Origin of the sequence: Bacillus sp. BS98, from assembly GCF_008432245.1 — a bacterium.
GTDB lineage: Bacteria > Bacillota > Bacilli > Bacillales > Bacillaceae_G > Bacillus_A > Bacillus_A toyonensis.
This window is the reverse complement of the sequence record NZ_CP043830.1, coordinates 2,511,088-2,538,071: the sequence shown is the minus strand read 5'-3', so window position 1 is coordinate 2,538,071 and position 26,984 is coordinate 2,511,088. Positions and strand designations below refer to the sequence as shown.

27 protein-coding genes and 1 riboswitch are annotated in these 26,984 nt (G+C 31.6%); of the genes, 6 read left to right on the top strand and 21 right to left on the bottom strand.

What is annotated here, in order from left to right; translation table 11 throughout:
• Positions 1–250: 250 nt before the first annotated feature.
• Positions 251–1,240, bottom strand: a complete 990-nt coding sequence (locus tag F0362_RS13095) for a zinc-binding dehydrogenase (protein WP_149889809.1) — start codon at positions 1,238–1,240, stop codon at positions 251–253.
• A gap of 189 nt (positions 1,241–1,429) precedes the next feature.
• Entirely contained in the window at positions 1,430–1,936 is a 507-nt protein-coding gene (locus F0362_RS13090) for a GrpB family protein (RefSeq protein WP_000372152.1), read from the bottom strand.
• A gap of 127 nt (positions 1,937–2,063) precedes the next feature.
• On the opposite strand from F0362_RS13090, the gene F0362_RS13085 reads away from it, so the two are divergent.
• On the top strand, positions 2,064–2,945 hold the full coding sequence (locus tag F0362_RS13085; RefSeq protein WP_000651961.1) for a serine/threonine-protein kinase: 882 nt from the start codon (positions 2,064–2,066) through the stop codon (positions 2,943–2,945).
• A 41-nt stretch (positions 2,946–2,986) separates the two neighbouring features.
• A complete protein-coding gene (locus F0362_RS13080; RefSeq protein WP_002106283.1) occupies positions 2,987–4,288 on the top strand; it encodes a sensor histidine kinase in 1,302 nt (433 codons plus the stop codon).
• Between the two features lie 99 nt (positions 4,289–4,387).
• Here F0362_RS13080 and F0362_RS13075 read toward each other — a convergent pair whose 3' ends face one another.
• From F0362_RS13075 to F0362_RS13060, 4 genes are all read right to left on the bottom strand, one after another.
• Positions 4,388–4,495 (bottom strand): YjcZ family sporulation protein, encoded by a 108-nt coding sequence (locus tag F0362_RS13075; protein WP_000120182.1) that lies wholly within the window; start codon positions 4,493–4,495, stop codon positions 4,388–4,390.
• 135 nt (positions 4,496–4,630) lie between these two features.
• Entirely contained in the window at positions 4,631–5,431 is an 801-nt protein-coding gene (locus F0362_RS13070) for an energy-coupling factor transporter transmembrane component T family protein (protein ID WP_000552028.1), read from the bottom strand.
• Complete coding sequence (locus F0362_RS13065) at positions 5,424–7,124, bottom strand: ABC transporter ATP-binding protein (protein WP_098142144.1); 1,701 nt, start codon at positions 7,122–7,124, stop codon at positions 5,424–5,426. Before F0362_RS13065 ends, F0362_RS13070 begins: the two co-directional genes overlap by 8 nt.
• 10 nt (positions 7,125–7,134) lie before the next feature.
• Positions 7,135–7,683 carry an ECF-type riboflavin transporter substrate-binding protein gene (locus F0362_RS13060; RefSeq protein ID WP_001038217.1) on the bottom strand — a complete coding sequence of 183 codons (549 nt, stop codon included), beginning with the start codon at positions 7,681–7,683 and terminating at the stop codon, positions 7,135–7,137.
• Between the two features lie 139 nt (positions 7,684–7,822).
• A riboswitch (SAM riboswitch) is annotated at positions 7,823–7,938 on the bottom strand.
• Positions 7,939–8,089: 151 nt separating this feature from the next.
• Here F0362_RS13060 and F0362_RS13055 point away from each other — a divergent pair.
• The gene (locus tag F0362_RS13055) at positions 8,090–8,773 is read left to right on the top strand and encodes an aspartate/glutamate racemase family protein (protein ID WP_000978599.1); all 684 of its coding nucleotides are present in this window, start codon (positions 8,090–8,092) and stop codon (positions 8,771–8,773) included.
• Positions 8,774–8,822: 49 nt separating this feature from the next.
• Here the strand turns inward: F0362_RS13055 and F0362_RS13050 are convergent, their stop codons facing one another.
• From F0362_RS13050 to F0362_RS13020, 7 genes are all read right to left on the bottom strand, one after another.
• On the bottom strand, positions 8,823–10,001 hold the full coding sequence (locus F0362_RS13050) for a macrolide family glycosyltransferase (protein WP_000932110.1): 1,179 nt from the start codon (positions 9,999–10,001) through the stop codon (positions 8,823–8,825).
• A gap of 253 nt (positions 10,002–10,254) precedes the next feature.
• Complete coding sequence (gene lepB, locus F0362_RS13045) at positions 10,255–10,785, bottom strand: signal peptidase I (RefSeq protein ID WP_000811461.1); 531 nt, start codon at positions 10,783–10,785, stop codon at positions 10,255–10,257.
• A gap of 76 nt (positions 10,786–10,861) precedes the next feature.
• Positions 10,862–12,988, bottom strand: coding sequence for a peptidoglycan D,D-transpeptidase FtsI family protein (locus tag F0362_RS13040; protein WP_000726031.1), 2,127 nt, complete (start codon positions 12,986–12,988; stop codon positions 10,862–10,864).
• Between the two features lie 219 nt (positions 12,989–13,207).
• Entirely contained in the window at positions 13,208–14,995 is a 1,788-nt protein-coding gene (locus tag F0362_RS13035; RefSeq protein ID WP_000994069.1) for a PAS domain-containing sensor histidine kinase, read from the bottom strand.
• Between the two features lie 455 nt (positions 14,996–15,450).
• A complete protein-coding gene (locus F0362_RS13030; RefSeq protein WP_000766360.1) occupies positions 15,451–16,302 on the bottom strand; it encodes a Cof-type HAD-IIB family hydrolase in 852 nt (283 codons plus the stop codon).
• A gap of 177 nt (positions 16,303–16,479) precedes the next feature.
• Positions 16,480–17,058 carry a cysteine dioxygenase family protein gene (locus F0362_RS13025; protein WP_000954447.1) on the bottom strand — a complete coding sequence of 193 codons (579 nt, stop codon included), beginning with the start codon at positions 17,056–17,058 and terminating at the stop codon, positions 16,480–16,482.
• Positions 17,059–17,171: 113 nt separating this feature from the next.
• The gene (locus F0362_RS13020; RefSeq protein ID WP_000378115.1) at positions 17,172–18,386 is read right to left on the bottom strand and encodes a cytochrome P450; all 1,215 of its coding nucleotides are present in this window, start codon (positions 18,384–18,386) and stop codon (positions 17,172–17,174) included.
• 141 nt (positions 18,387–18,527) lie between these two features.
• On the opposite strand from F0362_RS13020, the gene F0362_RS13015 reads away from it, so the two are divergent.
• The gene (locus F0362_RS13015; RefSeq protein ID WP_000289114.1) at positions 18,528–19,025 is read left to right on the top strand and encodes a PadR family transcriptional regulator; all 498 of its coding nucleotides are present in this window, start codon (positions 18,528–18,530) and stop codon (positions 19,023–19,025) included.
• Positions 19,026–19,127: 102 nt separating this feature from the next.
• Here F0362_RS13015 and F0362_RS13010 read toward each other — a convergent pair whose 3' ends face one another.
• The 6 genes from F0362_RS13010 to F0362_RS12985 all read right to left on the bottom strand — a co-directional run bounded on the left by F0362_RS13010 (position 19,128) and on the right by F0362_RS12985 (position 24,474).
• The gene (locus F0362_RS13010; protein ID WP_000046090.1) at positions 19,128–19,283 is read right to left on the bottom strand and encodes a DUF1540 domain-containing protein; all 156 of its coding nucleotides are present in this window, start codon (positions 19,281–19,283) and stop codon (positions 19,128–19,130) included.
• 73 nt (positions 19,284–19,356) lie between these two features.
• A complete protein-coding gene (locus F0362_RS13005; RefSeq protein ID WP_001069238.1) occupies positions 19,357–19,986 on the bottom strand; it encodes a Vat family streptogramin A O-acetyltransferase in 630 nt (209 codons plus the stop codon).
• Complete coding sequence (locus F0362_RS13000) at positions 19,976–21,259, bottom strand: MFS transporter (protein WP_149889808.1); 1,284 nt, start codon at positions 21,257–21,259, stop codon at positions 19,976–19,978. Before F0362_RS13000 ends, F0362_RS13005 begins: the two co-directional genes overlap by 11 nt.
• Before the next feature lie 268 nt (positions 21,260–21,527).
• Positions 21,528–22,763, bottom strand: a complete 1,236-nt coding sequence (locus F0362_RS12995; protein WP_000062110.1) for a cytochrome P450 family protein — start codon at positions 22,761–22,763, stop codon at positions 21,528–21,530.
• A gap of 159 nt (positions 22,764–22,922) precedes the next feature.
• Positions 22,923–23,327 (bottom strand): hypothetical protein, encoded by a 405-nt coding sequence (locus F0362_RS12990; RefSeq protein WP_000282699.1) that lies wholly within the window; start codon positions 23,325–23,327, stop codon positions 22,923–22,925.
• A 142-nt stretch (positions 23,328–23,469) separates the two neighbouring features.
• On the bottom strand, positions 23,470–24,474 hold the full coding sequence (locus F0362_RS12985; protein ID WP_000565713.1) for a DUF1835 domain-containing protein: 1,005 nt from the start codon (positions 24,472–24,474) through the stop codon (positions 23,470–23,472).
• A 298-nt stretch (positions 24,475–24,772) separates the two neighbouring features.
• On the opposite strand from F0362_RS12985, the gene F0362_RS12980 reads away from it, so the two are divergent.
• Positions 24,773–24,985 carry a hypothetical protein gene (locus tag F0362_RS12980; protein WP_000416832.1) on the top strand — a complete coding sequence of 71 codons (213 nt, stop codon included), beginning with the start codon at positions 24,773–24,775 and terminating at the stop codon, positions 24,983–24,985.
• 249 nt (positions 24,986–25,234) lie between these two features.
• Here the strand turns inward: F0362_RS12980 and F0362_RS12975 are convergent, their stop codons facing one another.
• Positions 25,235–25,438, bottom strand: coding sequence for a hypothetical protein (locus tag F0362_RS12975; protein WP_149889807.1), 204 nt, complete (start codon positions 25,436–25,438; stop codon positions 25,235–25,237).
• Between the two features lie 628 nt (positions 25,439–26,066).
• Here F0362_RS12975 and F0362_RS12970 point away from each other — a divergent pair.
• A complete protein-coding gene (locus tag F0362_RS12970) occupies positions 26,067–26,258 on the top strand; it encodes a hypothetical protein (protein ID WP_000369809.1) in 192 nt (63 codons plus the stop codon).
• Between the two features lie 191 nt (positions 26,259–26,449).
• On the opposite strand, the gene F0362_RS12965 is transcribed toward F0362_RS12970, so the two are convergent.
• Positions 26,450–26,866 carry a DUF3995 domain-containing protein gene (locus tag F0362_RS12965; protein ID WP_000905313.1) on the bottom strand — a complete coding sequence of 139 codons (417 nt, stop codon included), beginning with the start codon at positions 26,864–26,866 and terminating at the stop codon, positions 26,450–26,452.
• Positions 26,867–26,984 lie beyond the last annotated feature (118 nt).

Below are 26,984 nucleotides of genomic sequence, written 5' to 3'. Positions count from 1 at the left end.
TAATTTTTCTCATCGTACTTAAAATAAAGATACGAGTTTACTTGATTTACACAGTATACAACATTTAGTCACATTTGGATTTTCACTTTATTTGTTTTTACTATTTTTCATTTTACAATTATGTAACTATTTACATACGTTAAAAATATATAATGTTAAAAAACCTTTCTAAATAACAAAATTAAAAATCTATACATGCATAAAATACATACCATATTGATATAAAAATATTAGTTGTTAAATCATATTTTTATTCCATACGTAGAGCGATATTACCAAATTGTTCGCCTTGTTCCATACGATTTAATGCCTGAATTGCTTCTTCTAACGAAAAACTTTTATCCATAATTGGTTTAATTTTATGTTTTTTTATAAACTGAATCATTTCATTAAATTCCTCACGGCTTCCCATAGATGTTCCCATAATATCGATTTGATTATAAAATAATGCACGTAATGGCAATTCAATTTTCTCTCCTGAGCTTGCACCAAAATTAACAATTCTTCCATTTGGTTTTAATACATCAAAATATTTTAAGAACGTCGCAGGACCAATACTATCTATAATTAAATCTACTTTTTCTCCTTGCAAGCTCTCTTCCCAATTTCCAGAACTATTAAAAGAACAGTCTGCACCATATTTTTCAGCAATCACTCTTTTGTTCTCTGACCTTGAAGTAACACTTACTTTTGCGCCAATTGCTTTTGCAAATAACATGGAAAAGGTTGCCACACCACCGCTTATTCCTGGAATTAAAACATGTTCACCGCACTTCAATCTCCCCTTTGTAAAAAGTGCTCTATATGCAGTTAATGCCGGTAATGATAGAACACCGGATTCTTCCCAAGTAAGATATGACGGCTTTTCCACTACATTTTCAGCTGGTACAATTACATATTCAGCAAACGTTCCATCTTTCGGTCCACCTAACACTTCAGGTAACTCTGGCACATTAGCAATACTATCCCATCCAATACTAGGATTAATAATAACCTCGGTATGTAGTGAAGTATTTGAAACCCCTTCTCCGATTTCTGTAACAATGCCCGATCCATCTGATCCTATTACTAATGGTATATCCATTTCTTTTCTATTATTTATTATAAATAAGTCTCTATGATTTAACCCTGCAGCTTTTAACTTTACTTTTACTTCACCAGCATTAGGAGTTAATTCAGATAAAATTTTATATTCTAACCCCTCTAATCCTTTTTTATATTGATGTATAATTGCTTTCATTGTTTCATTCCCCCTTAATATTTTTAATGTACTAGAAACATTGAAATAAATAAAACAATCTGTCTCCAATAAATAGAAAGAAAGTATATTTTTATGACAAAACAGAACATCCTTCCTTTTAAAAAGCAAAAGAAGGATTTATCAGTACTATTTTCAAAACTATTTAGATAAAAAACTGTAAATTTAACTTTAATTGATTCTAGCCAATTCTATTATATTTCGAATAAATGGCGCTTTTGCATTTGTATACGACACACGATCAAAAGGATATGTAGCTGCAAGCCCCTCTTTTAGTTCTCTATATTCTTTACGTGCCCATTCATGTTTTTTTAGAAAGTCTCGAAACAAAAGATTATTTCTCCATTCCTCGCTATTATAAATATAAACATGCAAATGATGAGTACCCGCTCTCCATTTCCCCTTTCTGAAAAACCGCCAACTTGGTGTTTCTTTTGGGACATACTCATATCCAATTTCCGAAAGGATATGAGTCCACTTTTCGGTAATTTGTAAATCCGTTACGCCAATCATCATATCAATAAGAGGTTTAGCGCCTAACCCTTCTACGGCAGTGCTTCCTATATGTTCAATAGCAACAATTTCTTCCCCTAATAAAGAATTAAATTTGTATCTTTCCTTTAAGTATTCTTCATGCCAGTCTTTTTGATAGGATTTTATAATAATTTTTTGATCCATTTTATTTGCCTCCTAAAAAGCTTTTATCATTATATTTATAAAATTTCATGTTATTAATATAGGATTTTCACAAAATATGTCGAATATTAAAACATACAACTTTATTATAATAAATGCGAGGTACATTATGAAAGATATTCCAGTTGAAATTCAGTTGAATCAAGTAACATTACAATTAAAAGAACATCATAATTTTGATTGGCTTTTGAAATTAGGAACTGTATTTGCCGTTTTTGACCAACAAGATTCGGGTAATATATGTTTTGGTGTAGAAAAGGATGGTCATAAGAAATTTGTTAAATATGCAGGAGCACAAACAATTGCATATAATGGAACTCCAGAGGCCGCTATTGAAACATTAATAAAATCGGTTTCCCTTTACGATGAATTAAAACATGAATCACTAATAACTTTAATTGAACACTTTCCAGTACATAATGGATATGTTTTAATATTTGATTGGTTTGATGGGGAATCGCTTCACCCACATTGGAGTTTCCCACCTTCTGAGAAATATAAAAATCCAAACTCTCCATTTTATAAATTTAGACATTTAACTGTTGTGGAACGAATTTATTCATTAAATGCGATTTTTTCTTTCCATGCTCATGTAGAACAGAAAAACTATGTAGCTATAGATTTTTATGACGGTAGTATTTTACATAATTTTAGTACAAATGAGACGAAGATTTGTGATATTGATTTATACTCTAAAAAACCATACATAAATAAAATGGGAAGACTATGGGGTTCCTCTCGTTTTATGTCTCCTGAAGAATTTGAGTTAAACGCTATAATTGATGAAAAAACAAATGTATTTAATATGGGCGCGGTAGCTTTCGCACTTTTAGGTGGTGAAAAAGATCGTTCCTTTATAAAATGGGATGCAAGTAAAGAATTATATGAGGTTGCCTCTCGTGCTGTGAATGAAAACCGTGCAGAACGGTATACATCAGTAAAAGAATTTTATGAAGCATGGTTAAAAGTATCTAGTGCTAAAATGATATAAGCTTATATTTTTAAAACAAATATAGAGTTTATACTTTTATCATGTATAATACATATGAAATGGAAATTCAGAATGACGAGGCTAATATTATGGACTTTGTTTATATTAATCAAAATGTATTAAATAATCTTCTTTACATTTTAAGTAGTATATTTATTTTTTATTTTATATATGATAACAGGCGCTATTTGAAGAAATATAAAAGACTGCTTATTATTCTTTGTACGAGTATCCCACTTATTTTATGTATGAGATACCCTATCTATATGGATGAAAGTTGTATTCATGATTTAAGACAAATCCCAGTAATAATAGGTACACTTTATGGTGGATTCCCTGTCGGCATTATATTGTTTACTATTTTATTAATTACAAGAGTTTTATTTTATGGATTTAACATGTTAACAGTTATCGTTTATGGCACAATGTTCATCATAACAGCATTCGCATCTACAAAATTTAATAGATACAATAGAAAGGTTAAAGTAGCTTTTGCTATGTTTTTAACTTTTTTCCTAGCAATATTTACAACTGTGATTGTACTAACATTATCAGAATTTGAAGTAAATAATTTATATATTATTTATTTCATATTATTACCGACTACTTTAATGTTATTTATTGTTTATTTTAATGAAGTTTTAAAAGATGCAGTATTTATGCGCTCAAAATTAATTAAAATGGAAAAGATGGAGATCGTTAGTCAACTTGCTGCTAGTATATCGCACGAAGTAAGAAATCCCTTAACTGTCGTAAAGGGATTTACACAACTTTTAAAAACACCAAATTTATCTCCTGAATCAAGGGACGAATACATTGAACATATACTTGAAGAATTAAATCGTGCGCAAGAGATTATTGATGACTATTTAACGTTTGCTAAACCAGCACCAGAAAAACTAGATCATATTTCAATAGACCAAGAGTTAAATCGAGCTATTAATATGATATTGCCATTATGTAATATGAATACGATACATATTACAAAAGATTTCTCAAAGGCAACCATTGTTGGTAATAAACAACACTTTCAACAATGTTTTTTAAACTTAATAAAAAATAGTATTGAAGCAATGCCTAATGGTGGTACCTTAAATATATCCTCCACTATAAGCAATAATAAAGTTATAATACGAATTGAAGATAGCGGAATTGGAATGTCACAAGAGCAAATTAACAGGTTTGGCGAACCTTATTTTAGTACAAAATCAAAAGGTACTGGTTTAGGTACGATGGTTGCTGTTAAAATTATTGAAACGATGCATGGTAATTTAAAAATCCAAAGTACCGTTAGTAAAGGAACGGCTTTAACGATTACATTCCCAAAAGATAAAAATATATAACAAAGAAAAAAGGAGCATAATAGCTCCTTTTTTCTTTGTCTCGATACATAAGTATCTTCTATGTTTTTTAAGTTTACATTTGTGAAGACTAATTAAAAATTAGTATCCTCCGCCCCAACAGCTGCATCCTACAATTATTAATAAAATGAATAACACAACTAATAAAGCGAAACCTCCACCAAAACCACAAGAACCACCGTAACTCATATTTTTTCCTCCTTTTGGTTTGAAAACTAATAGGTAGTTGATCATTTTAACTGGTTCGTATTATACATTATGTATATATCCCTTTTTTGAGCATGTCTACTTAAAAATAAGTAAAAGCACTCGATTGCGAGTGCTTTAAAATGGATACCAAAAGTTTTGAAATACATTTAGTTTTAAATATACTGCAACCATTAAAATAAAAACACCTGTAAATAAAGCAATGAAATCACCACTTTCCGCTTTACTTGTATAGAACCACGTACGTTTATCCTTCTTTCCAAACCCTCTTAAATCCATTGCATTTGAAACGGTATCGATTCTTTCTAGAGAATGAATGATTAGCGGCCAGAAAATTAAAATACGGTTTTTCATACGAATCCATAAGCTCGCTTCCCCTTTTTCAAAAGCTACTCCTCTCGCTTCTTGCGCATGTTTAATAATTTTATATTCGGACTGAATATCAGGTATATAACGTAGTGCAATATTTATTGCATATGTAATCTTATAATGAATACCAAGTTTACTTAAGCCACTTACAAATTCACTTGGATCTGTCGTGTAAATAAAGATAAGTGTAAATGGTAACAACGTAAAATATTTTAATGAAAGTGTAACTGCATAAAATAATGTTTCATATGTAATTGTTGCATAACCAATATGTAAAAACGAAGTATACGATCCAGTTAATTCAGATCCATGAGTCGGTGTAATTAATAAAATCATAACAGTGTTTAATAAACTAAATGTAAATATAACAGTAAAAATAAGTAAAATTTTACGAAGTGGAATTTTAGCAAGTAAGAGTCCGATACATCCAAACATAAATAAAATTAGTAATATGCGAAAATCAAAAAACATAAAAGTAAGCGTCATACAAAATATAAACAAAACTAATTTCACAGCCCCATCCATACGACGAAAATACGTATTATGCATTTTCCTCCCTCCTACTAACATCGCAATAAAGTTCCATAAACTTTTCTGGACATGAAATTTCACTAAATGTAACAAGCTCGAATAAAGAACTCTCTCTTAGATTGGCTCTTTGTAACGTTTCTTTATGTCCTAATACAGTAGTTGCAGTATTATCCGCAATGATTTCTCCCTCATGTAGAACTACCGCTCGGTCTGCATATTCTAATGCTAGATTCATATCGTGTGTTATGAAAATAAAGGATATTCCCTTTTTAGCCAGGTTTCTAATAAATGACATAAACTGTTTATAATGATAATAATCTTGTCCAGCCGTCGGTTCATCTAATATGATAAGTTTAGGATTTGTTGTTAATACAGATGCGATAGTTAATCTCTTTTTCTGCCCATAGCTTAATGCCTGAATTGGCCAATTACGAAATGGATATAAACCACAGATTTTTAATGATTCTTCAGCTCTATAGTTAACTTCTTTCTTAGAAAACTTTTTTAATTTTAATGTGAATGAAACCTCTTCTAAAACAGTAGGTTGTGTAATCATATGATTTGGATTTTGCATCACATAAGAGATCATCTCCCCACGCTTACGAATAGACCAAGAACTAATATTTTCTCCATCTAATAAAATCCCTGCATTACTTGTTTTATTTATACCAATAAGACTGTGAGCTAATGTTGATTTTCCAGCTCCATTGTGTCCTAAAAGAGCGATAAGTTCTCCTTTGCTTATCGAAAAATTTATATTTTTCAATACTCTTTGTCTATTAGGATAGGAAAATGATAAATTCTCTACTCTTAATAATTCTTTATTTTTAGTAGCATCTTTAAAAAAAACTTGCTTCTCCATCCATTCTTTTAAAACGCCACTAATTTTTTCCTTTTGAATTTTTTCCAGTGGATATATTACGGCATTATTACTATCAAAATGTAATCTCTTTAATGCTTCAATATAAATCGGCTCCCTTAAGCCAATACGAGGCAATATATTTGATGCTAATATTTCTTCCGAAGTCCCTACCGTAATGACTTTACCTTCATCAATTAAAATCATTTTATCTATATCCAATTTTAATATTTCTTCTATTCGATGTTCAATAATTACAATTGTTTTATTAGTTTGTGCATGTATATCTTTCATAAGTTCTATCGTATGTATGGCGCTTAGCGGATCTAAGTTTGCTAAAGGTTCATCGAACAATAATATATCCGCATTTGTTGTTAAGAGACCTGCAAGAGAAACCGTTTGTTTTTGTCCTCCTGATAATTCATGCGGACTTTGTTTACGAAAAGTATGCATCTTTACCTTTGTTAATGAGTCTGCAACACTCTTTTTCATATCATCTTGATTTACACATTCATTTTCTAAATAAAAAGCGACATCTTCTTCTACTGTAAGGCCAATAAACTGAGCATCTTGATCTTGTAATATTGTTCCTACATGCTTACTCTGTTCAAAAATACTGCCTTTCCTCGGGTCTTTACCAGCAATTAATACGTTACCAGTACTAATCCCTTCATACGAAAATGGGATTAGCCCATTAATACAATGAGCTAATGTCGACTTCCCAGAACCGCTTCGTCCAGCAATTAGTACTTTTTCTCCAGGGTTGATATGAAATGTAATATCTTTCAAAGTAGGCTGCGCAGCATGCTTATATTGAAAGCTGAATTCTTCAAACGAAATAATTGGTTGCATGTTAACATCCCTACTTTTCAATTTTTAAATGTGTATGTTTTTTATTCGATTTTGCTAGGCCAATTGTAATCGGTAATCCAAGAACTAAGAAAATAATAACATCAGCAATGGTTGCCCCTAATACTTGTATAACAATTTTGTCAAACGGTTCTCCCATCACGATAATATCGAATACCCCAGCAAATATAATAGCAATGACAATACCTACTAAACCAGTAATTGCTAAATAAGAAATATCTCCCTTACTAAACGACCCATTTTTCACATTAAACCCACCTCTTTTTTGAATGAGCCCCATCGCAAAACCAATAATTCCTGAGCTCAGAACCCAGCCCCACCAAATCCCCCCACCAGAGATCGTATCTGTTACGGTATGACCGATAAGTCCTATTAACAGTCCTGCTACTGGACCAAATAACGCTCCAAAAATGGTTAATATAGCTAATCCAGGTTTAATAAATGTATTTGGTGCAATAGTAAATCCCCAAAGTCCTAATATCCCATATAAAGCTGCTCCGATTCCGATTGCTACTACTAACTTTGTTGATAATTTGTTCATTTCAATTCTCCTCTCAAATTAGTCAGCTTTCATTACTCTATATTTATTTTAATAATGAATTATGCATCGACACTCCCTTTCTATACAACAAAAAATGACCTCTTACATAAGAGGTCATTTTCTTTCACGTGCAAGAATCCTCTTATCTTTCAAAAAACACATCGTGTCCTCTGCGGAATTAGCACCTTCCTATGAATGCACATAGGGGTTGCTGAGGTTTCTTAGGGCCGTTCCCTCCACCTCTCTGGATAAGTATTAATTTGTAATTCGTATTATGGCACTAAGAAAGATAAATTTCAACACTTTTCTAATTATTTTTATTTTTTATTAAATAGTGTATTTAAATCATTGTATTCTTATCGGAATTATGAAATAATGGATTCGAAATTGTTACAAGGGGGAATGTATGATGAAAGTAATTGGTTTAATTGGTGGGTTAAGCTGGGAATCTACATCACTATACTATAAACATATTAATACGCTAACACTCTCTCAATACGATCAAAATGCGAAGCTCGTTTTATATAGTATGGATTTTGGAGAAGTAACTACTTTATTACAAAACCATCAATATGAAGAAGTAAAAAACGAATTAGTCACAGTTGCTAAAAAGGTTGAAAAGTCCGGGGCGGAATGTTTATTAATGTGTTCAAATACAGTCCATTTATTTGCTGAGGAAGTAGAACAAGCAATATCAATTCCACTTCTTCATATCGGTGATGTAAGTGCTAAAGAAATGGTAGAACAGAATATAAAACGTATCGGACTATTAGGAACGAAACAAACGATGGAACAAGATTTTTATACATCACGACTAGCAAAATATAACATTGAGACAATTATCCCAAATGACGAAGAAAGAACTTTTATCCATCACGTCATATTAAACGAATTAAGTAGAGGCATTATTTCAGAAACTTCAAGAGAGAAACTAATACAAATTACCAATTCATTAATTCAAAACGGTGCGGAAGGTATATTACTAGGCTGTACTGAAATACCATTACTTATTTCCCAAAATGACCTTACTGTTCCTGTTTTTGATACTGCTTTTTTACATGCAAATACTGCTGTACAATTTGCTGGATAATAATATACAAGCATAAAGGTAGAGCCTCTATGCTTGTATATTGTCCGAACTATTTATTTAAAAGAGCATCAATAACTGCAATGGCTCTTTTGGAACCACCACACCCTAAAAAACTTTCATTCAGTTTTCGAATGCCATGTTTATACTTTTCATTTGAAAGAACGTCTGTTACCGCCTCTTTTAAAGTTTGCACATTAACATGCTCTTTCAATAATCTATGTGCTGCCTCAAGTTCAGTTAATCTTTGCGCTATCATTGGTTGATCTTTATCATGCGGTATTATCACAAATGGGACATTGTAATGAATTGCATCGTGTACACTATTCATTCCACCATGTGTAATAAAAACATTTGCTTCACTTAATATTTCTGATTGAGGTACGTAAGGGGATATAATAAAATTGTCTGGAGCTTGCTTAATTTTTGAAATATCATTTCTATCACCGATCGCCATTACTACAATCCCTTCGAAATTTGAAAAAGCATCAATACAAGTATTAAAGAATGGCTCGAGCCCTTCAAGAAGTGTTCCCATTGAAATATAAATAACTTTCTTTTTTGAAAGCAATTCAAGTGGAAACTTTATATTTGTTTTGCGCTTTATCATACTCGGCCCAATAAAAACATTCTTTTCTCCGAACGAATCGCTATTAGGTTGAAAATAACGACTTGTATACACGAGACTAATGTCTCCCTTATTTTGCATAAATTGAAGATGATTTTTGGGCTTTACTCCAAATTCATGTTCCATTTGATACAGTAATTTTTCAGAGAGTTCATCGGGTTGGAATTGTTTTTCTGCATTTGGATGAAAAGGCAAGGTTTCCAATACTTCTGGTGGAATTAAAAATATAGGAGAGGAAACTATGCCTGGAACTTGTAAATATTCCTTTACTAACTCTCCAGCACCAAATATATCATAAACTACGAAATCAAAATTTATGCTTTTACATAATTCTTTCGTAATTTCTAATATATATAAAGAAGTTTGAACATGTACATGAAAGAAAGTTGTTAATCCATAGGAAGTTTCATTATCAATAGAAATCTCCTTTAATAAATCCGGATGAGTATGTACAATAGCTCCCAAAACTTCAAGCCTTTCCTTAAAGTTTTCCGTTGTAATATAGTGTACCTTATCTCCTCTTTCAGTAAAAGCCTTTACTAAACTTAATGTAGGATTTACATGTCCCTCTGCAGGAAAATTAACTATTAAAATATTCAACACGTATTTCTCACTCCTTACAATTCAATGTTCTTATTAATCGTACTGTAATTATTACAAGCAATCTTCCCCTAATAGTCCCAATTTGCTTACTACTTTAGGTTGATAAATAATTATTATTCATCGGAAAAGGCATCTACATAAGTAGATGCCTAACTGTGATAAGGAGTGTTCTGTGAGGTTAGGATAAGCTTTTCTGCTTGTCCTATGCTATCAATATATGAATTATTTTATAAAACGTGAATAGTTAATAGAATTATTTTAACCATTTTATTTGATCAAATGGATAATATACCATTTTTACTTTACCTATTATATTTGACTCATCAATTAGTCCAAGCGTATTCCTACTATCTTTACTATGATTTCGATTATCACCTAACACAAATAATTTATGCGTGGGAACTTTCATTTCTCTAAAGTTTGAAAAACGATTTGATACTTGTGACATATCTAACTGTATATACAACTCATCTCGTTTTTTGCCGTTAATATATACCACATCGTTTCTTACTTGTACATTATCCCCTGGTAATCCAATAATTCGTTTCACGTAGTATGTAGGCTCGTCTTCTTTTTTTATTATTACAACATCACCATGATGAAAAGAAGAAAAATAGATACTAGCCTTATTAACTAGTATTCGATTATTTTCATTCAAAGTAGGTTGCATTGAAATTCCTTCTACCATACAAAATAAAAATGACTTATTAATAAAAAGAATGCCTATTATAATTAAAATATAGCTGCATATTTTTCTCCAATCTTTTAGAATTAATTGCTTCATATATACCTCATTTCTAACCTATTCGTATGTAAAAACGCCTCTAGTTCATATAAATGCTAGAGACGTTTCGTATATATTAATTCTCTTTAGAGTCATAAGTTTTTGGTGCTTCGCCAGTTAATCGCTTATTTTTCAAATCAAAATAAGCATCTAAAACTTCTTTCCCAATATCAGAGTTAATACCAGACTTATCATTTATAACCCATGGTACTACAACGGAAAATGCTACTTCTGGATCATCATATGGCGCATATCCTGCTAATGTTAAATTATAGCATTCTCTACGATCGCCTTTCTCATTTCTCCCAATATCACTTTCTCCACCGTATACAGTCTGTGCAGTTCCTGTTTTGCCAGCTGGTTTATACGGTGCTTTTTGGAACGCCCTTACTCCCGTTCCATCCCCTTCTTGGAATACTCTTCTAAACCCTTCTTTTACTTGATTGATATATTCTTCTTTCATATCAATTCTATTTAAAACAACAGGTTCTATTGCATGCATCACTTTACCGATTTCATCCTTTTGAGCGGTTTGTTCTCTAATCTCTTGAACAATTTGTGGTTTCATTCGATAACCGCCGTTTGCGATAGTCGAAATATACTGTACAAGCTGAAGTGGTGTATACGTATCATACTGTCCAATCGAGTAGTCTAGTAAGAAACCAGGTTGATTATCTTTTTTACCAATTTGTCCAGCTGTTTCGTTCGGTAAATCAATACCAGTTGGAACACCTAATCCAAATTGCCTGAAATAATATCTCATTTTATCAAAATATTCCTGTTTAATATTTAACGAACTATTTTTCACATAATCTACACCTGCAATTTTCAATGCTGTATTAAACATATAAACGTTTGAAGAAACTTGTAACGCCCTTAGATCATCAATATTTCCGAACTCTTTCCAAGACTTTTTTTCCTTAGTTCCTTTAAACTTCATTGGTGCATCATAAAAATATGTACCTGGTGTTATAGCTTTCGTTTCAAATCCTGTTAATACTGTTGCACCTTTAACAGTTGATCCAAGCTCATATGAACTTGTCATCGTACCTAAAGCATAATCTTCTACTTCCGTTTTTCCGTCTTTTTCTATAAGCTTTTTCCCAGCCATTGATAATACTTGGCCGTTTTTCGGATTCATCATTACAACGAAAGCACGGTCTAACATTGATTCTGAACCTTTATATGCCTTTAATATTTTTTCTATGCTCTCTTCAACTTTTTTCTGTAATTCCATATCAATTGTTAACGTTAAATTTTTCCCACTTTTCCCCTCAGAAACTGTTTCCATTCTCATTGTATTTCCTTGCTTATCAGCTACACTTCTCACTTCTTTTTTCGAGCCGTGAAGCACATCCTCGTATTGCTGCTCAATGTAACTTTTCCCTATCCTGTCATTTCGGCTATAATCACGCACTAAATAATAATCTAATCGTTCACGTGGCAATCCTTCATCAGCATTCGAAACGTTTCCAAGGACTGAACGAAATAAGCCATCATTTACATAGTGTCTCTCCCAATCAACCGATGCGTCTACCCCTGAAAGATTTCCTAAATTTTCACTAACTTTTGCATATTCCTTTTCACTCACATCTTTTTTAATAATTTGAGGAGCCATTTGGTAACCTGCAGTCATTTTACTTTTAATAGCTAACACTTTTATATCTTGAGCTGTTAACTCTTGAAGATTTTTATCTGTAACACGCTTTCTTCTTAAATCTTCTATTTTCTTATCTAGGTCTTTACCCGTAATATCTTTTTCCCTAAACTTGTCTATTTCTTTTTTTGATATTAAATTTTGTGCGAGTTTTGGATTTAATTGCATCCAAAAATCTTTCTTATCCGTCTCAGTTAACTTGTCTATATCTTCTTGCGGCATTTCAATTATTTCCTCAAGTTGTCTTGCAGTTTTTAGTATATCTTCTGATTTTACACCTTTCATCTTTGTATACGTAATCGTGCGTAAAGACTTATTATCAACAACTGGATTCCCTTCTCGATCAAATATTTTCCCACGCGGGACAGAAAGACTCACAGTTGCCTTTTCTCTCTTCTCTACTTCATTTTTATATGTCTCTCCATCGACAATTTGTACTTTACCTAACTGTATAATCATGGCAGAAAATAATAAAAATACACAAAAGAATAAAATATTTAAGCGCATCGGTATTGCTCTACCACTCTTTTTCTCTTTCTTTTTCACCTCGTCATAATCTCCTCCTTACAACATTTTTAATACTTTTAGGCTTTCTATATTAAAAGTAATGTACAATTTCCACACATTACTTTGTACGCATATAAATATAACGTTCAAAACTTAATAGAAATTAAAACAAACATAAAGAAAAGGTAAAGTTTACTAAATTAAATATAAAAATACCCAATAACAAAAGCTTAGCTTTGTTATTGGGTATTAAGTATTTTAAGATTTAATATTAGAACGTATTGAAATACATCTATCATCACAATTTGATAGAGATTGTTTACTCTGCATTTTTGGCAAGTAAATCGTTACAGTTGTCCCGACACCAACCTCACTCATTATACTTATTGTTCCTTGATGACTTTCAATAATTTTATAACTTAACATCAATCCAATACCGGTACCTTTTTCTTTCGTACTATAAAAAGGTTCACCTAATCTTTTAATTCTTTCTTCAGGTATTCCTATTCCTTCATCTATTACACTAATAATGACACCATTTTTATGTATTTCTTTTATATGAATTGAAATTTTCCCACCATTTAGCATTGCTTCAATTGAATTTTGCAAAATATTAATAAAAACTTGTTTCAATTGATTTTCTGAGCATTCAATGATTATCTCTTCGGAATCTGTAAATAGTTCAACTTGAATATTTGTCATGATTGCTTTTGTATTAATTAGTGATACGACATTTTTAAAAATTTGATAAATATTTTTCTTTTCTGTATTTATTTCATCAGTTTTAGCAATCGACAAAAACTCTTGGAGAATTGCTTCTATTCTTTCTATTTCGGAAAGCATAAGGTCAAAGTATTTCTCTTGATCCTCTTTATTAATTTGGAATAACTGTATAAATCCTTTAATTACAGTTAATGGGTTTCTCACTTCATGAGCTACACCGGCTGCTAATTGACCAATTGCCGCAAGTGTATCTGATTTATTTAGCAATTCTTCTGCCTTTTTCCGCTCTGTAATATCGCGGACAATGATCATAATTTTATCTTGTAATAATGGTAAACATCTAGCTTCAAAGAAATCAATACTTCCATTAATTGTTAGAGGATATTCTACAATTACATTCTTTCCTTCATCTTTCAATTGGCGAATTGCTTCTTGAAATTGCTGTGCTACTGGAGACGGTAATATTTCGTAAAACTTTTTTCCCATAAAAGCTTCTGCGGGCACGTAAAATTTTGTAGGGGATCCTGCTTTATAATCTATAATTGTCCCATCATCTTTTGTTAAAAAACATAAATCTGGTAAAGCTTTGAAAATTAATTCTAATTCAGAGGTTTGTTGTTTTAATTGCTCTTCTATTGCTTTTAAATGTGTAATATCTACCCCAACAGCCCAGTAACTAAATCCTGTTACAGGAAATTGCTCTGATATATTGGACCACATTATCGTTTTAATTTCTCCATTTTTACATGTTAAACTCATTTCCCAATCTCTAAAATTTTTTCCACGAGTCAAAAATTTATTTTGTATTTGATGGCGATAATTATGGTCAGGATACAGTAATTGAAGAGCGTTTGGATTCCCAATTATTTCTTCAGCAGTATAACCTGTTACAATCTCGCATTCTCGATTCCACAAAACAAAATCTCCATTATAGTCAAGCGCATCAACCATAACAGGCATGTTTTGTAAGATCGTATGTAGTTCTTCCTCTTTTCGAGAAAGTAACGATATATTTTTACTTTGAACTTCTTTTTTCACCCCAGTTATAATAAGGTTAGAAAGCATTTCAAAATATTTTTGGCAATTGAAAATTTCGCTTCGTTTGGACCATACAACAAAAGATCCTAAATATTGATTGTATAAGAAAAGGGGGATTTCAATTTTTGGAAGTTTACATACTTTCATTTCATTAATTCCAAATGAAAATATACATTCGTTTTCAGCATCAAGAAGTTGATGTGATATGTTGGTTAATTTATAAAATTGTTCTGCCATGGTTTCTATTGTACTCACATCAATAAGTTCCATTAGCCGCGCATTCATTCCTTTTTCACCTCAATATGTAAAATTTATACAAATTCAAAATTCATACTTCTTCATTATACGAAGAAAGTGCTCCTAGGTATATAGCTGTAGAATAATTATTCAAACAAATTCTATTTTTCAATTAAAAACAGAAAATAATATGGGAATGTTATGCGCTGCTAGTAGAAGTATAAAGTGAAACTTTAATCAGTGGGGGTTTTGTTCATCCCCCACCTAACTTCTTTGCTTCCGCTGAATTTTGAGGTGAGGGGTCTTACTGCCCGTTAATGCGGGATAAAAATATAATAATCATAAAATTCACAAAAAATTCACAACTTTCATGAAAAATATAAACATTTATTCCAATATATTCTATATAATGAGGTGTAATAAGGCTTCTATGAATCTCATAGAATACCTTACCCCTAATAAAAAGAAAAAAAGAATCTTTTTGGATTCTTTTTTTCTTTTTATTACATTACATATTTATATAAAGCATGTGCGACACCATGTTCTTCATTTGTTAACGTTTCGTATTTACACATCGCTTTTATTTCTTCAACTGCATTTCCCATTGCAATTGATATATTTGCTTTCTCCATCATAGAAACATCGTTTAAGCCATCGCCTATTGCTACAGTGTTTTCAACTGGAATATTAAGATGTTCTGCTAAAGTATATAATCCATTTCCTTTTTGAGCATCTCGATGATTAATCTCTAAATTATGCCAATAGGAAGATGTAATAGCTAAATCCGTATTATGCAGAAACGTTTCTTTTAATTTTTTTAATTTCTCTATGTCATAAGAAAACGGTAAAAGTTTATGCACATGTATATCCATTTCTACAATTGGTTTACAACTTTCTGTGCTATGAAATGCTGTATGCTCAAGGTATAATGCAGCAATCGTTTCTAACTCTTTCAAATCGAAATTTCCTTTTGCATTCTTCACATACTCGATTTCATTACGTACACTCTCTACTCCATAATCGGGTACATACACACCTTTATTAGTATAGAGCTGATAATACAAACCATTCTCTTCAAGATATTCTACAATCTCAAGTGCCTGCATATTTTGAATTGGATATCTCTTCATCATTTTTTTATCTTTATATATAAGCGCACCATTTTCTGCGATAATCGGACACTCCAAACCAACTTCTAACAATAGTCGTTCAATATCCACAATAGAACGTCCTGTACAAATTGCTACAACATGGCCAGCTTCTTGACATTTTCGAATTGCTTCTGCATTCTCTTTACTAATCATTTTATTCCCTGAAAGAAGAGTTCCATCTAGATCAATTGCGATTAATTTCATTATTTCTTCACCACTTTCTATAAATACACGAGTTTTTATTAAATAAAAGGTATCGTTTTCATACGAATCTCGTGAAGTACTCCTTATTTATAATTTATGAAAAGCGTTTCAGGTCAAGAAATAATTAAAAATAAAATCCAAAGCTGTTCTTTTTATAGAAAAGCTTTGGATTTTATGCTATGAATTATAACTAATATATTTTGTCTCACACATATATACATTTTTTTCTTCTGTTGGGATATATACTTTAAACTTTTCTAAACGCTTTCCGTATATATGAATAGTGATTACGCTTTCATTTTCGGGTATTTCTAGAATATGACAATCAGCTGGTGGAATTACTTTATCTGTTTCGCCTTCTCCCAAATAAAGATTTCCTGTATGTGTTAAATAAGAAAGTGAATTTCCAAGCTGCTTCGTTTGAACAAAGTTCTGCACCATTATCCTTCCTGAAAAAACGCCTTCTACTCCCCATGTACCATCATGATCATGTAATGGTGTAGATTGTCCATCTTTCCATACGAGAGCTAATACTTCAAAACGTTTTAATGGATCTTCATACAGTAAGTGTCGTGCATATTGAGCCGAATTTGACTTCTGTTTATCTAACGGAAGCCATGTTTTCTTTTCTAAAAGTTCTTCTAGTAATGTTTCAATTTTACACACGATTTCTTCTTCTAATAAATCACCATTTATTAAATCAGTTACAGCTTTAATAAATGTTTGAAACGTTTTACTCCCATTGCACGTTAACATAAGCATCCTCCTCTACGCTTTTTTCACACACCTCCATACTATAAAACACACCAAAATTTTACAATTGAGAAATAAAAAAACAAGGTACAATACAATGTACCTTGTTGAACGTTTTATTGAGTTTTTAAGCGAATAGGTAAATATTTTAAAGTTTGCTCATTTTTCAATATACATCTTTCTAAATTAAAAGATGGAGATAACTCTATTTTTTCGAAAGCATTTATAAAGGTACTTAATGCAATCTCCGCTTCTAAACGTGCAAGCGGTGCCCCTAAGCAAAAGTGCGGACCTTTACCAAAGGTTAAATGTTTTTCATTTCCTATGCGGTGTAAATTATACTTAGAAGCATGTGAGAATTTGTTCTCATCTAAATTTGCTGCACTAACCCATGCAACAATCATTTGATCCTTTTTCATTAAAGGACCAAATATGTTTGTATCCTCTGTAATCCTCCGAGCTAATGTAACAGGAAAGCGATAGCGTAATACTTCCTCAATCGCTTTTGCAACTAATTTAGGTTCTTCTCTTAATTCTTGATAAATTCCAGGTGAATCCACTAAAAAGCAATAAAAACTATTAATAATTAAATTTGTAGTCGTTTCATTACCAGCTGCTAATAAACCTAATGAAAAAGTTACAATTTCTTCATCGGTTAATCTTTCACCTTCATATTCAGCTCGTATTAAATCTGAAATAATATCATCGGTTAAATGATATCTTTTTTCTTGAACGATCGGTAAAAGATATGCTTTAAATTCATTTAATGCGATCCCTTTCTCGGCATCCAGATCATTAAACTTTTCTTTACTATACGGCATAAATAAAATATCAGACCATTCTTTAATTTGTTTACGGTCTGTAGTAGGTACTCCCAATAGGTCTGATATAACGGTAACAGGTAAAGGTGCAGCAAATTGATTAACAATATTAACTTCATCATACTTTTTTATATTTTTTACAAGTTCGTCTGCAATAGCTTGTATACGAGGTTTCCACTGTTCTAAACTTCTTGGAGTAAATGCTTTAGAAACAATTGAACGTACGTTACGGTGTTCTGGCGGATCTGTAGAGTTTATATTTATTCTAGTTTCTAAAGGAGGGATTGCGAATTGTCTCCGCTCCCTTCTACTTGAAAATAAGCGATAGTCTGATAAAACACGATTCACGTCCTCATATAAAAAAACATTCCAAACATCTTGCTCTTCATCATAATGTACTTGGTGATTATCCCTCATAAATTGATACCATCCATACGGGTTCCACAGCTCTTCTTTTGTTTTTAGCTTTGAAATTTCATGAACTAAAATAACATTTTCAGGTGAATCCATAGTTCTTTCCTCCCTTTTCTTTTACAATAAAAGTGATAGGTAGGTAATTCAAAGTTGTATAAACTAACATATGTTATTTTAACATATACATAGCAAAACTTTTCAAATGAAAACTTGAGAAATATATGAGGAGGCTTTTTTATGTATGTTGATATTTTATTACTTGCAGAATTAACAACAGGGCCAAAACATGGCTATGAAATAAAGAAAAATATTCAAAATCGGTTAGGCAATAATTTTGAATTAAATCATAACATGCTTTACCCTACTCTTCGGCGTTTTGAAAACATGGGAGCCATAATGAAAAATGTACAGAAACAAGTCGGAAAACCAAACCGAAATATGTACAATATAACAGAAAGAGGAGAAGAAATTTTTTATGAAATGTTAAGAGAATTCCCCGAAAAAATTGCGACAAACAACACTGAGGTCCTTGTACGTATCGCGCTTTTCGACAAACTTGATTACGAGGCTAGAATAAAAATTTTAACTACGCGCCAAAACGTTCTTCAAAAACAACTTACAGCCATCCAATCCCGTGACGTTGTCTCACCTTTTATTACAGAAGTTGTTGAATTTACTAAATCACGTATTGAGCATGAACTACGTTGGATTACATCACTTATGAAGAAAATATAAAAAAATAACAGAAAAAGTTAAAAATAATGAATGAAAATGAGATTTATTATCAATACTAGTATTAATAAAAGGGCAACCACGATTTGGCTACCCTTCAAAAATTTACAATTCTGGATCGAAAGTTTTGCAATCTGTTTCTTCCGTTGTAGATGCTTGTTTCCCTTTATGACTAACTACATAAATTGCATCTGCACTACATTTATTACCGTTAGCCCAAAATTTACAATTGTTTACTTCACATAAAACGTCTTGTGCCATAGTATCACACCTCCTTGTTCTATTATCATTAACAAAATTCGGAGGTATGATACTCTTTGTCATCTATTTTTTATTACCTTTTTAGCTTTCTTAATGTTTCTATATGCCCTCGTACAATAGCATCGATATTTTCAGTTATCTTTTCAATGTCAAAATGCCACCATTGAATTTGCAATAATTCTTCTATTATTTCATTTGAAAATCTCTCTTTTATTTTATTTGCAGGGTTTCCACCAACAATTGTATATGGTGCGACATCTTTAGTCACAACAGATTTCGCTGCAATGATTGCACCATCTCCTATTTTAATTCCGGGCATAATCGTTGTATCCATACCAATCCAAACGTCATTTCCTATAACTGTATCTCCTTTATACGGTAAATCAGACAAATCTGGTGTAAACTTCTCCCATCCATTCCCAAAAATATTAAACGGATAAGCTGAAAATCCATCCATTCGATGATTCGCTCCGTTCATAATAAAGGTAACTCCAGATGCAATACAGCAAAACTTGCCAATGAAGAGACGATCTCCGATAAATTCATAATGATATAATACTCGATCTTCTAATGTTTCCCCATGTTTCGCATCATAATAAGAATAGTCACCAACAAGTATATTAGATTTCGTTATTGTATTTTTTATAAAATGAACGTTTTGATTTCCTTCAATTGGGTATTTAACGTTTGGATTAGGATTCATGTTGCACAGCACTTCCTTTACCATTCATTTCACTTTCTACTGCTATTACTGGCTTTAAATTGTATATAGGTAAAATAAACAATAATCCAATAACAAATAGTAGAGCCGTCCCCTCGTACATCATACTTAACGAAAACATCTCCTTTAATGAACCAGCAATACTCATCGTTACTACCATTGAACCGGTGAACAGTGGACTTAAAATGCCATTTACTCTACCAATAAAATCCGTATCGCTATTTTGTATAATAAGTGTATTAATACCTATTTGAATACACGGTAGAGCTAACCCACTAAAAAGTTGTGCCGTAAGTGTCACCCATAAATTTGTGGAGTAACCAATTATACCAATTCCAATAGCCTGACCAAGCATACCTACGATTAACATTTTTTGCGGCGCAACGTTTTTTGCGAATACCATCGCTAAAGCTCCGCCAACAATCATCCCTGCGCCATTTACTGTTAGTAACCATTGTAAACTCTCTTTTGATAACCCTAACTGCTCAGTTACAATAAATATGCCTAGTGGCTGAATTAAGCCTATTCCTAGTCCTGCTGTCATAAAACATAATCCAAGTAAAGTTAATGCTTTTTTCTTTTTGACGTATTTAATACCATCCTTCATTTCCTGCAACAGCGTGATGTCTTTCTTTTCTGCTTCGTTTTCAAGATCTTTTGGAAGAAATAACAATACACCTGCAGCAAGTAAAAACGCGATACCTGTTATAATGATTGAAATATAAATTCCAAAACTATGAAAAATAAATGTTCCGAGAATTGGTCCTAACACCATAAATATCGCAAAAATCGTTTGATATATCGACATTGCTAATTGAATTTGTTCCGTCGATAAGTGTTGTTTAAACAACTTCATTCCAGATGGTTGAGAAAACTGCGAAAGGATTGCAGAGATTAGCGTCACAAAAAACACAATTTTCCACGTTCCAAACATAAGTGTAATTAATATAGCGAATACTGAAATAGAACTTAACGTTTCACACCATATCATTGTCCTCTTCGGCTTCCACCTATCAGCAAAAGTTCCACCAATGAATGAGAATATAAAAATCGGGGCGAATTCAGCAACTGAAATCATTGATATAGCGAAAGCATCACCTTTCGTCATTTCCATAACATACAATAATACCGCAAAGTTTCGAACCCATATTCCTATTTGTAAAAATAATGCTGATGCAAGAATTCCCTGTACAAATCGATTTTTCAATACTTGTGATACCCCATGATTTTGTTTCGGTTCTATAGTCGTCGACATAAAAAAGCCTCCTATTTCATGTTCTGAACAGGAGGCAGCACAAATCATATGAAAAGACTATATTTTTCGCAGTGCGAAACACATCCCTTTTCTATATATGTACATACTAATCCTATTCAGAAGAATATTTCGTTTTTTAACGAAGATCTCTTAAAAATAGAATTAGTTGATCATTGGGATAGTTTCACCCTTCCGTTTCGAATTTAAATTACACATACATACTCTATGTAAAACATTTTCAATGTATGCATGTCTCATTTTAACTATTCTAGAAAGTCAAAGGCAATTCCTCTAAAGAACGCATTAAATAATTTCCTTGCCATTTAATATCTTCACGATCGCCCTTTATTTGTAGTTCAGGCATTCTTTTAAACAGAGTAGTAATAGCAATCTTTGCTTCTAACCTAGCAAGTGGAGCTCCTAAACAGAAATGACTACCATGTCCGAAAGCAATGTGACGGTTATTCTCACGCATAATATCAAATACTTCTGGGTTTTCAAATACTGTTTCATCACGGTTTGCGGAAGCTAATGCGATAATAACCATATCTCCTTTTTGGATTGTTTGGTCATGAATTTGAAACGGCTCAGCCGCCCATCTTGCAGTTGTCACCTCAACTGGAGAATAATAACGCAATCCTTCCTCAATAGCTGAATCAATTAATTTCGGATTATCTTTTAATAACTGTAATTGCTTCGGATTTTCAAGAAGTGCTAATACCGTATTTGTTATTAAATTCACTGTTGTCTCGTGTCCGGCTACAATTAATAACATGATCATTGAATATAGCTCTCGAGCACTAAGTTTCTGCCCTTCATTTTCTGCAAGTATTAACGCACTAACCAAATCTTCTTTTGGATTTTTTCGTTTTACATCAACTATATATTGAAGATATGTAATAAACTCAGATAGTTGTTTTTCGGTTTCTTTTATTTCTTCAGGTGTTTCTGGCGATGCAATGACAGCATGAGACCAAATTCTAAATTTCGCTTGATCCTCTTTTGGAATTCCAAGCATCTCACTTATTACAATAATCGGTAATGGGAATGAATAATCATCCACAAGATTTAATGTACCTTTTCGCTCTATTTCACTTATTAAATCATCCGCTATTCTCTGAATTCTTCCGTCTAACTGTGAAATCATCTTCGGTGTAAAAGCTTTTTGAACTAAAGATCGTAAACGACTATGGTTAGGTGGGTCCGAATTTAACATGTGCGTTGTTAAATGATCACTATTGTCAACGGAAAGATACATGTTCTTTGTATCTTGAGGAAACACATTTGCCTGATCTTTTTTTAAGCGATTATCTTTTAAAAGCGGCAAAGCATCTTCATATCTTGTAATGAGCCATTCTTTACCGATTTCAATTTGATTTACAAATAATATAGGCTGCACTTTTCTCGATTCTTTATAAATTTCATACGCATCTTCTTTAAACTGAGCTGAAGCTAAATTAATGCCATCCTCTATTCTTAGGCCCACTTTGTTTTTCATTGACATTGCATTCCCTCACTCTCACTTGTTTTTGAAAATCAACCAACATATGCATTATACTCTAATAAAAACGTGAAAATTGTAAATTTTTAATTAAAATCTTACTTCGTATATTGAAAAATAAAAAAGTGAACGAGTAAAAGTATTCTACTCGCTCACTTTTCTTTATGCGAAGCACATAAAGTTACTAATTTGTTGATATCGGTAACTTACTTTACGACGGCGACCACCTTGCCAAGTATAACCTGAAACCCCGTTTCTTCTTACCTCAGTTGGAAAGAACCATAAATCTCTTCCGAAAGGCCCAGATCGATGTAAACGTAAATAGCCCCATCTTCCTAGACAGTTACACATCCATGATTTCATATTACCTGCTTGTGCAGGAGAAGCAAATGTGGACGGTAACGACGGAGCTTGTGACGGTGGTGGTGACGTTGGAGCATCTTCCGCATCATCTGGTCTGTAATCTTCTTGTTCAATATCTCTCACTTCATTTGTAGATTCATAACCGTAGTTTTGTGGATTATAATACATCCCTTGATCATATGGATAGTTTTGTTGATTATACATATTAACAAATCACCTTCTTTTCATTTCCTTTAACATTCATATGTAATTCGTTAACTATAGGAAGCTTATGTATAGCCTAAATTCAATTGAAAAAAGTTCGCATTTTAAAAATACGAACTTTTTCATACACTGGATATATTTATTATTTTTTTAACTTCACACTATAAAAACGCATTTGATCTAATGAACCTTCATATTCAAATACTTCTTGCTTAATTAATTCTTTCAAGCGATATTCCAAAAACGTATCCCCAACCAATTGATCTGCAAGACCAAGTGCTTCACCTATTACTCTCGGAGCTTTATGAAATTCTTTATCTGCTCCTACATTTTTTGCACACTCAATAATGAATTGATCAAAATAACCTTCTTGTACAGAATGCACTTCATCGTCTTTCCAAACTCTTAAAAACTCCATGCTTTGCGATAATATGTCCCACTCATGTGCAAACTTCATTCGCTTCTCTTCAGTTAAATACGGAAATTCCACAAAACGTTTTAGAAAAAGAGCTAAAATTTCAGGAGATAATTCTCCAGTTCCACGAATATCATAATCTTGTTTTAATATTTCTCTACTCGCTTCAGAAGTATTTATAACACGAATATTTTTCTTATCTTTTAATTGAGCAATTGCAAAACAAAGTCCTACATGCTCATGGGCATTATCCGCCTTCCAAATGGTAATCGGTGTTTCATTCGGAATTGAATGTAGCTCTTCTAAAGTCTCCTTAAATCTTGGTAAATACTCTTCTTCAAAATAACAATCATAAGAAGTTAAGTTATTTAATAACCACTGTGACCTTTCTAATTGACCTTCATTCGTATGTAATTGATGTATGGGACCAATTGAAAAGAATTCAGAGTATGAAACAACATTCTCCTCGTGTAATCCTTCTTGTTTCAACATATATTTTAAACATCCAGCTGTTGAATCATCAAAGGCAATATGAATGTGTGTACTTTCTTCTAAATTCTTTTCCTGAGTTGTATGACTCGTCAATTGCTTAGGGATATTCGTTAAATTTTTTAGCATATCTTCGCTATAATTACCGTCTAATACATCTAACTGTATGAGAATACTTTGAAGTAAATGTTTTGCTTCATCTTCATACATATCCTCAACAACATTTTTAATTTTATCTATCATATAAATCCCTCTATTCATTTCTAAAATAACGTAGATTATAGTGTATCATTTTAGTCTAGATGTTTAAAAGTCTTTTTAAAGCCAAATCGTTTATTACACATATTGCTGCAACCATCTAAGTTTTTAACAAAAGCTTTCTCTATATTTCTCTCAATCTATAGATCTATAATGTTTTTTGCTTTCTCCTTATCTATCTCCCAAAATCACATTAGTTGCTAAATATTTTTTAAATACTTTGTAAATCTTTTTATTTAAATGTATAATTATATAGAAAATAAAAAATACAGGAGCAATATGAATGGAGAAAGTACTTACTAATTATAAACATTATTTAAAAAATTGGAGATTTATATTTATTTGTATATTACCTGCTGTCGCTTTATTGTATACATTCGATGTCATCTTCGAACTACTGATTCACCAAAATTTCTATTTGTCTAATTTAATTATTGCTATTATATTAACCATAATATTTATTAACGTTAAAGATAAGTTTAAAATCAAAAGTTAATGAAAACTATAATTGAAACGAAACCTTTATGAAGCTACATTTTTCATAAAAAATAAGAGCACCCTGCTATTGGATGCTCTAATGTGATTAGAGGTTTTTTCTGAGTATGTAGTAGAAAAGACCTTTCTATATCCATTCATTCTTGATAGCCTACATGATTACTATTAAAATCTGCTCATATATTCATTGTACAATTACTTTATTTATAAACAAAAAACATCCCCATGGATGTTTTTTATCTAATTACCTTTAAACTTCCATAAATTTAGTAGGTACACCAATTTTTTCAACTACGGAAGATATATTAGTTGGGTTAATCATTACATTTTCAATACAAACTAATTTATTTTCTAATAATCCATTCTCTGTAGTAATAAGCTCTTCAAATCGTTCTAAAGTCATTGAGAACTTGTGCTCACTTCCACCATTCATGCTAACTTTTACATATTTCATAGTGTCACCGCCTCTCTTAATTATCTATAATTCGCTAAGAATACGCTTACATCCTTTTATTAAAACGTGGATTTATCACTTTTATTACTTTCCACTACACGTTTGAAATAATTTGCAGAAAAACAGATACTATACACCGTCTGTTCTATTTATTGAAATTATAATAAAATGTTTCTAGCATTCTATATCTTTGGAAAAGATTATATAATAGTATTGATTAAATAATAGGAGTGTTATGAATGGTTGATATAATCCGACTCTTAATCATCATACTGATTGCAATTTTTTTATTTTCATCAATTATTATGGAGTTTAAAAAACCTCAAAAAAGTATGTTTTGGTTCTCAATTGAAGTCTTGTTTCTGCTGGGAATCGTACTTTTAATGAAAGAATTCTTCTTCAAACTTTCCGCATAACCTCTTAAGTAAAACATAATATTCCATCAATAACGCAGGATAAATTATGATTTTTATTTTTTTCACTGAATTTAAGAATTTAACTTCCAATAAGTTATCCTTTATATATAACTACTTTATATGCTTCTGCTAATTACTCTTTTGTGTATTATCTATCATCGAGACTAGAACAAGCATGCCTTGTCATATATTAGATAAGGGATGTGATAACATTGGATAACAATAACAATCAATTTGTTTTTCATGTAGTCAAAAGTTCGGCAATTAAACGATTTATAATTATCGATATAATCGCTGGAACAGGAATTTATTGGACCGTAAACTTTATTTCTTCAAATGCATTACTCGCAATTATTAGTTGTATTTTAGGGACCAAAAAAATGAAGAAAATGCATCATTCATAGAAGTAATAACTAAATCCCAATTCATTTCTTTCAAATATAAACATTCTATTATCTTAATTAAATAAATAAGCTCCCTAATAACCGATGTTTACAATCACAAAAAATAAGAGGTTTCTGATTGCACAGAAACCTCTTATTTAATATCCGCATCTTTATTTACTAAATACATTACATGATTATCTTTCCTAAGTTCACTTTATAATTGATAATAAAAAGGATAATGATAAAAATGCACAAAGTGGTATATATAAAACAGTATCCATTCTAGCAAACTGCGTACCTTTTTTTCGTTTAAAGATACCAAAATAATGAAACTCACCAATTACTCTTATGAAAAAAACAACCATACAAACCCAGGATCCCATTTGAACAAAAATATTTGGAACTGCGAAATGAACAATATTTGCTTGTTGTAATAAAATCATTGCTGCCATACTTAATAATAACGCAATGCACAATGTCATTCCTGTACCTGGTGTAAACGCCTTTTCTCCAGCTTTAGTTGGAATGACACTATTTGTCGCCCACTTACCCCCGAAAGCCCAATAAATATGTAAAAAACTAACTGAAAATAATATACAGACAGAAATATATGCAATAATAAGCATTTTGTCCTCCCATTATTTTATTTAAGTCCTCAACTTTAGAATATGCTATGAAATTCTCATTGGCAATCTATATTTAATTACATAAAAAACCTTTAATAATTTATCAATTTAACGATAA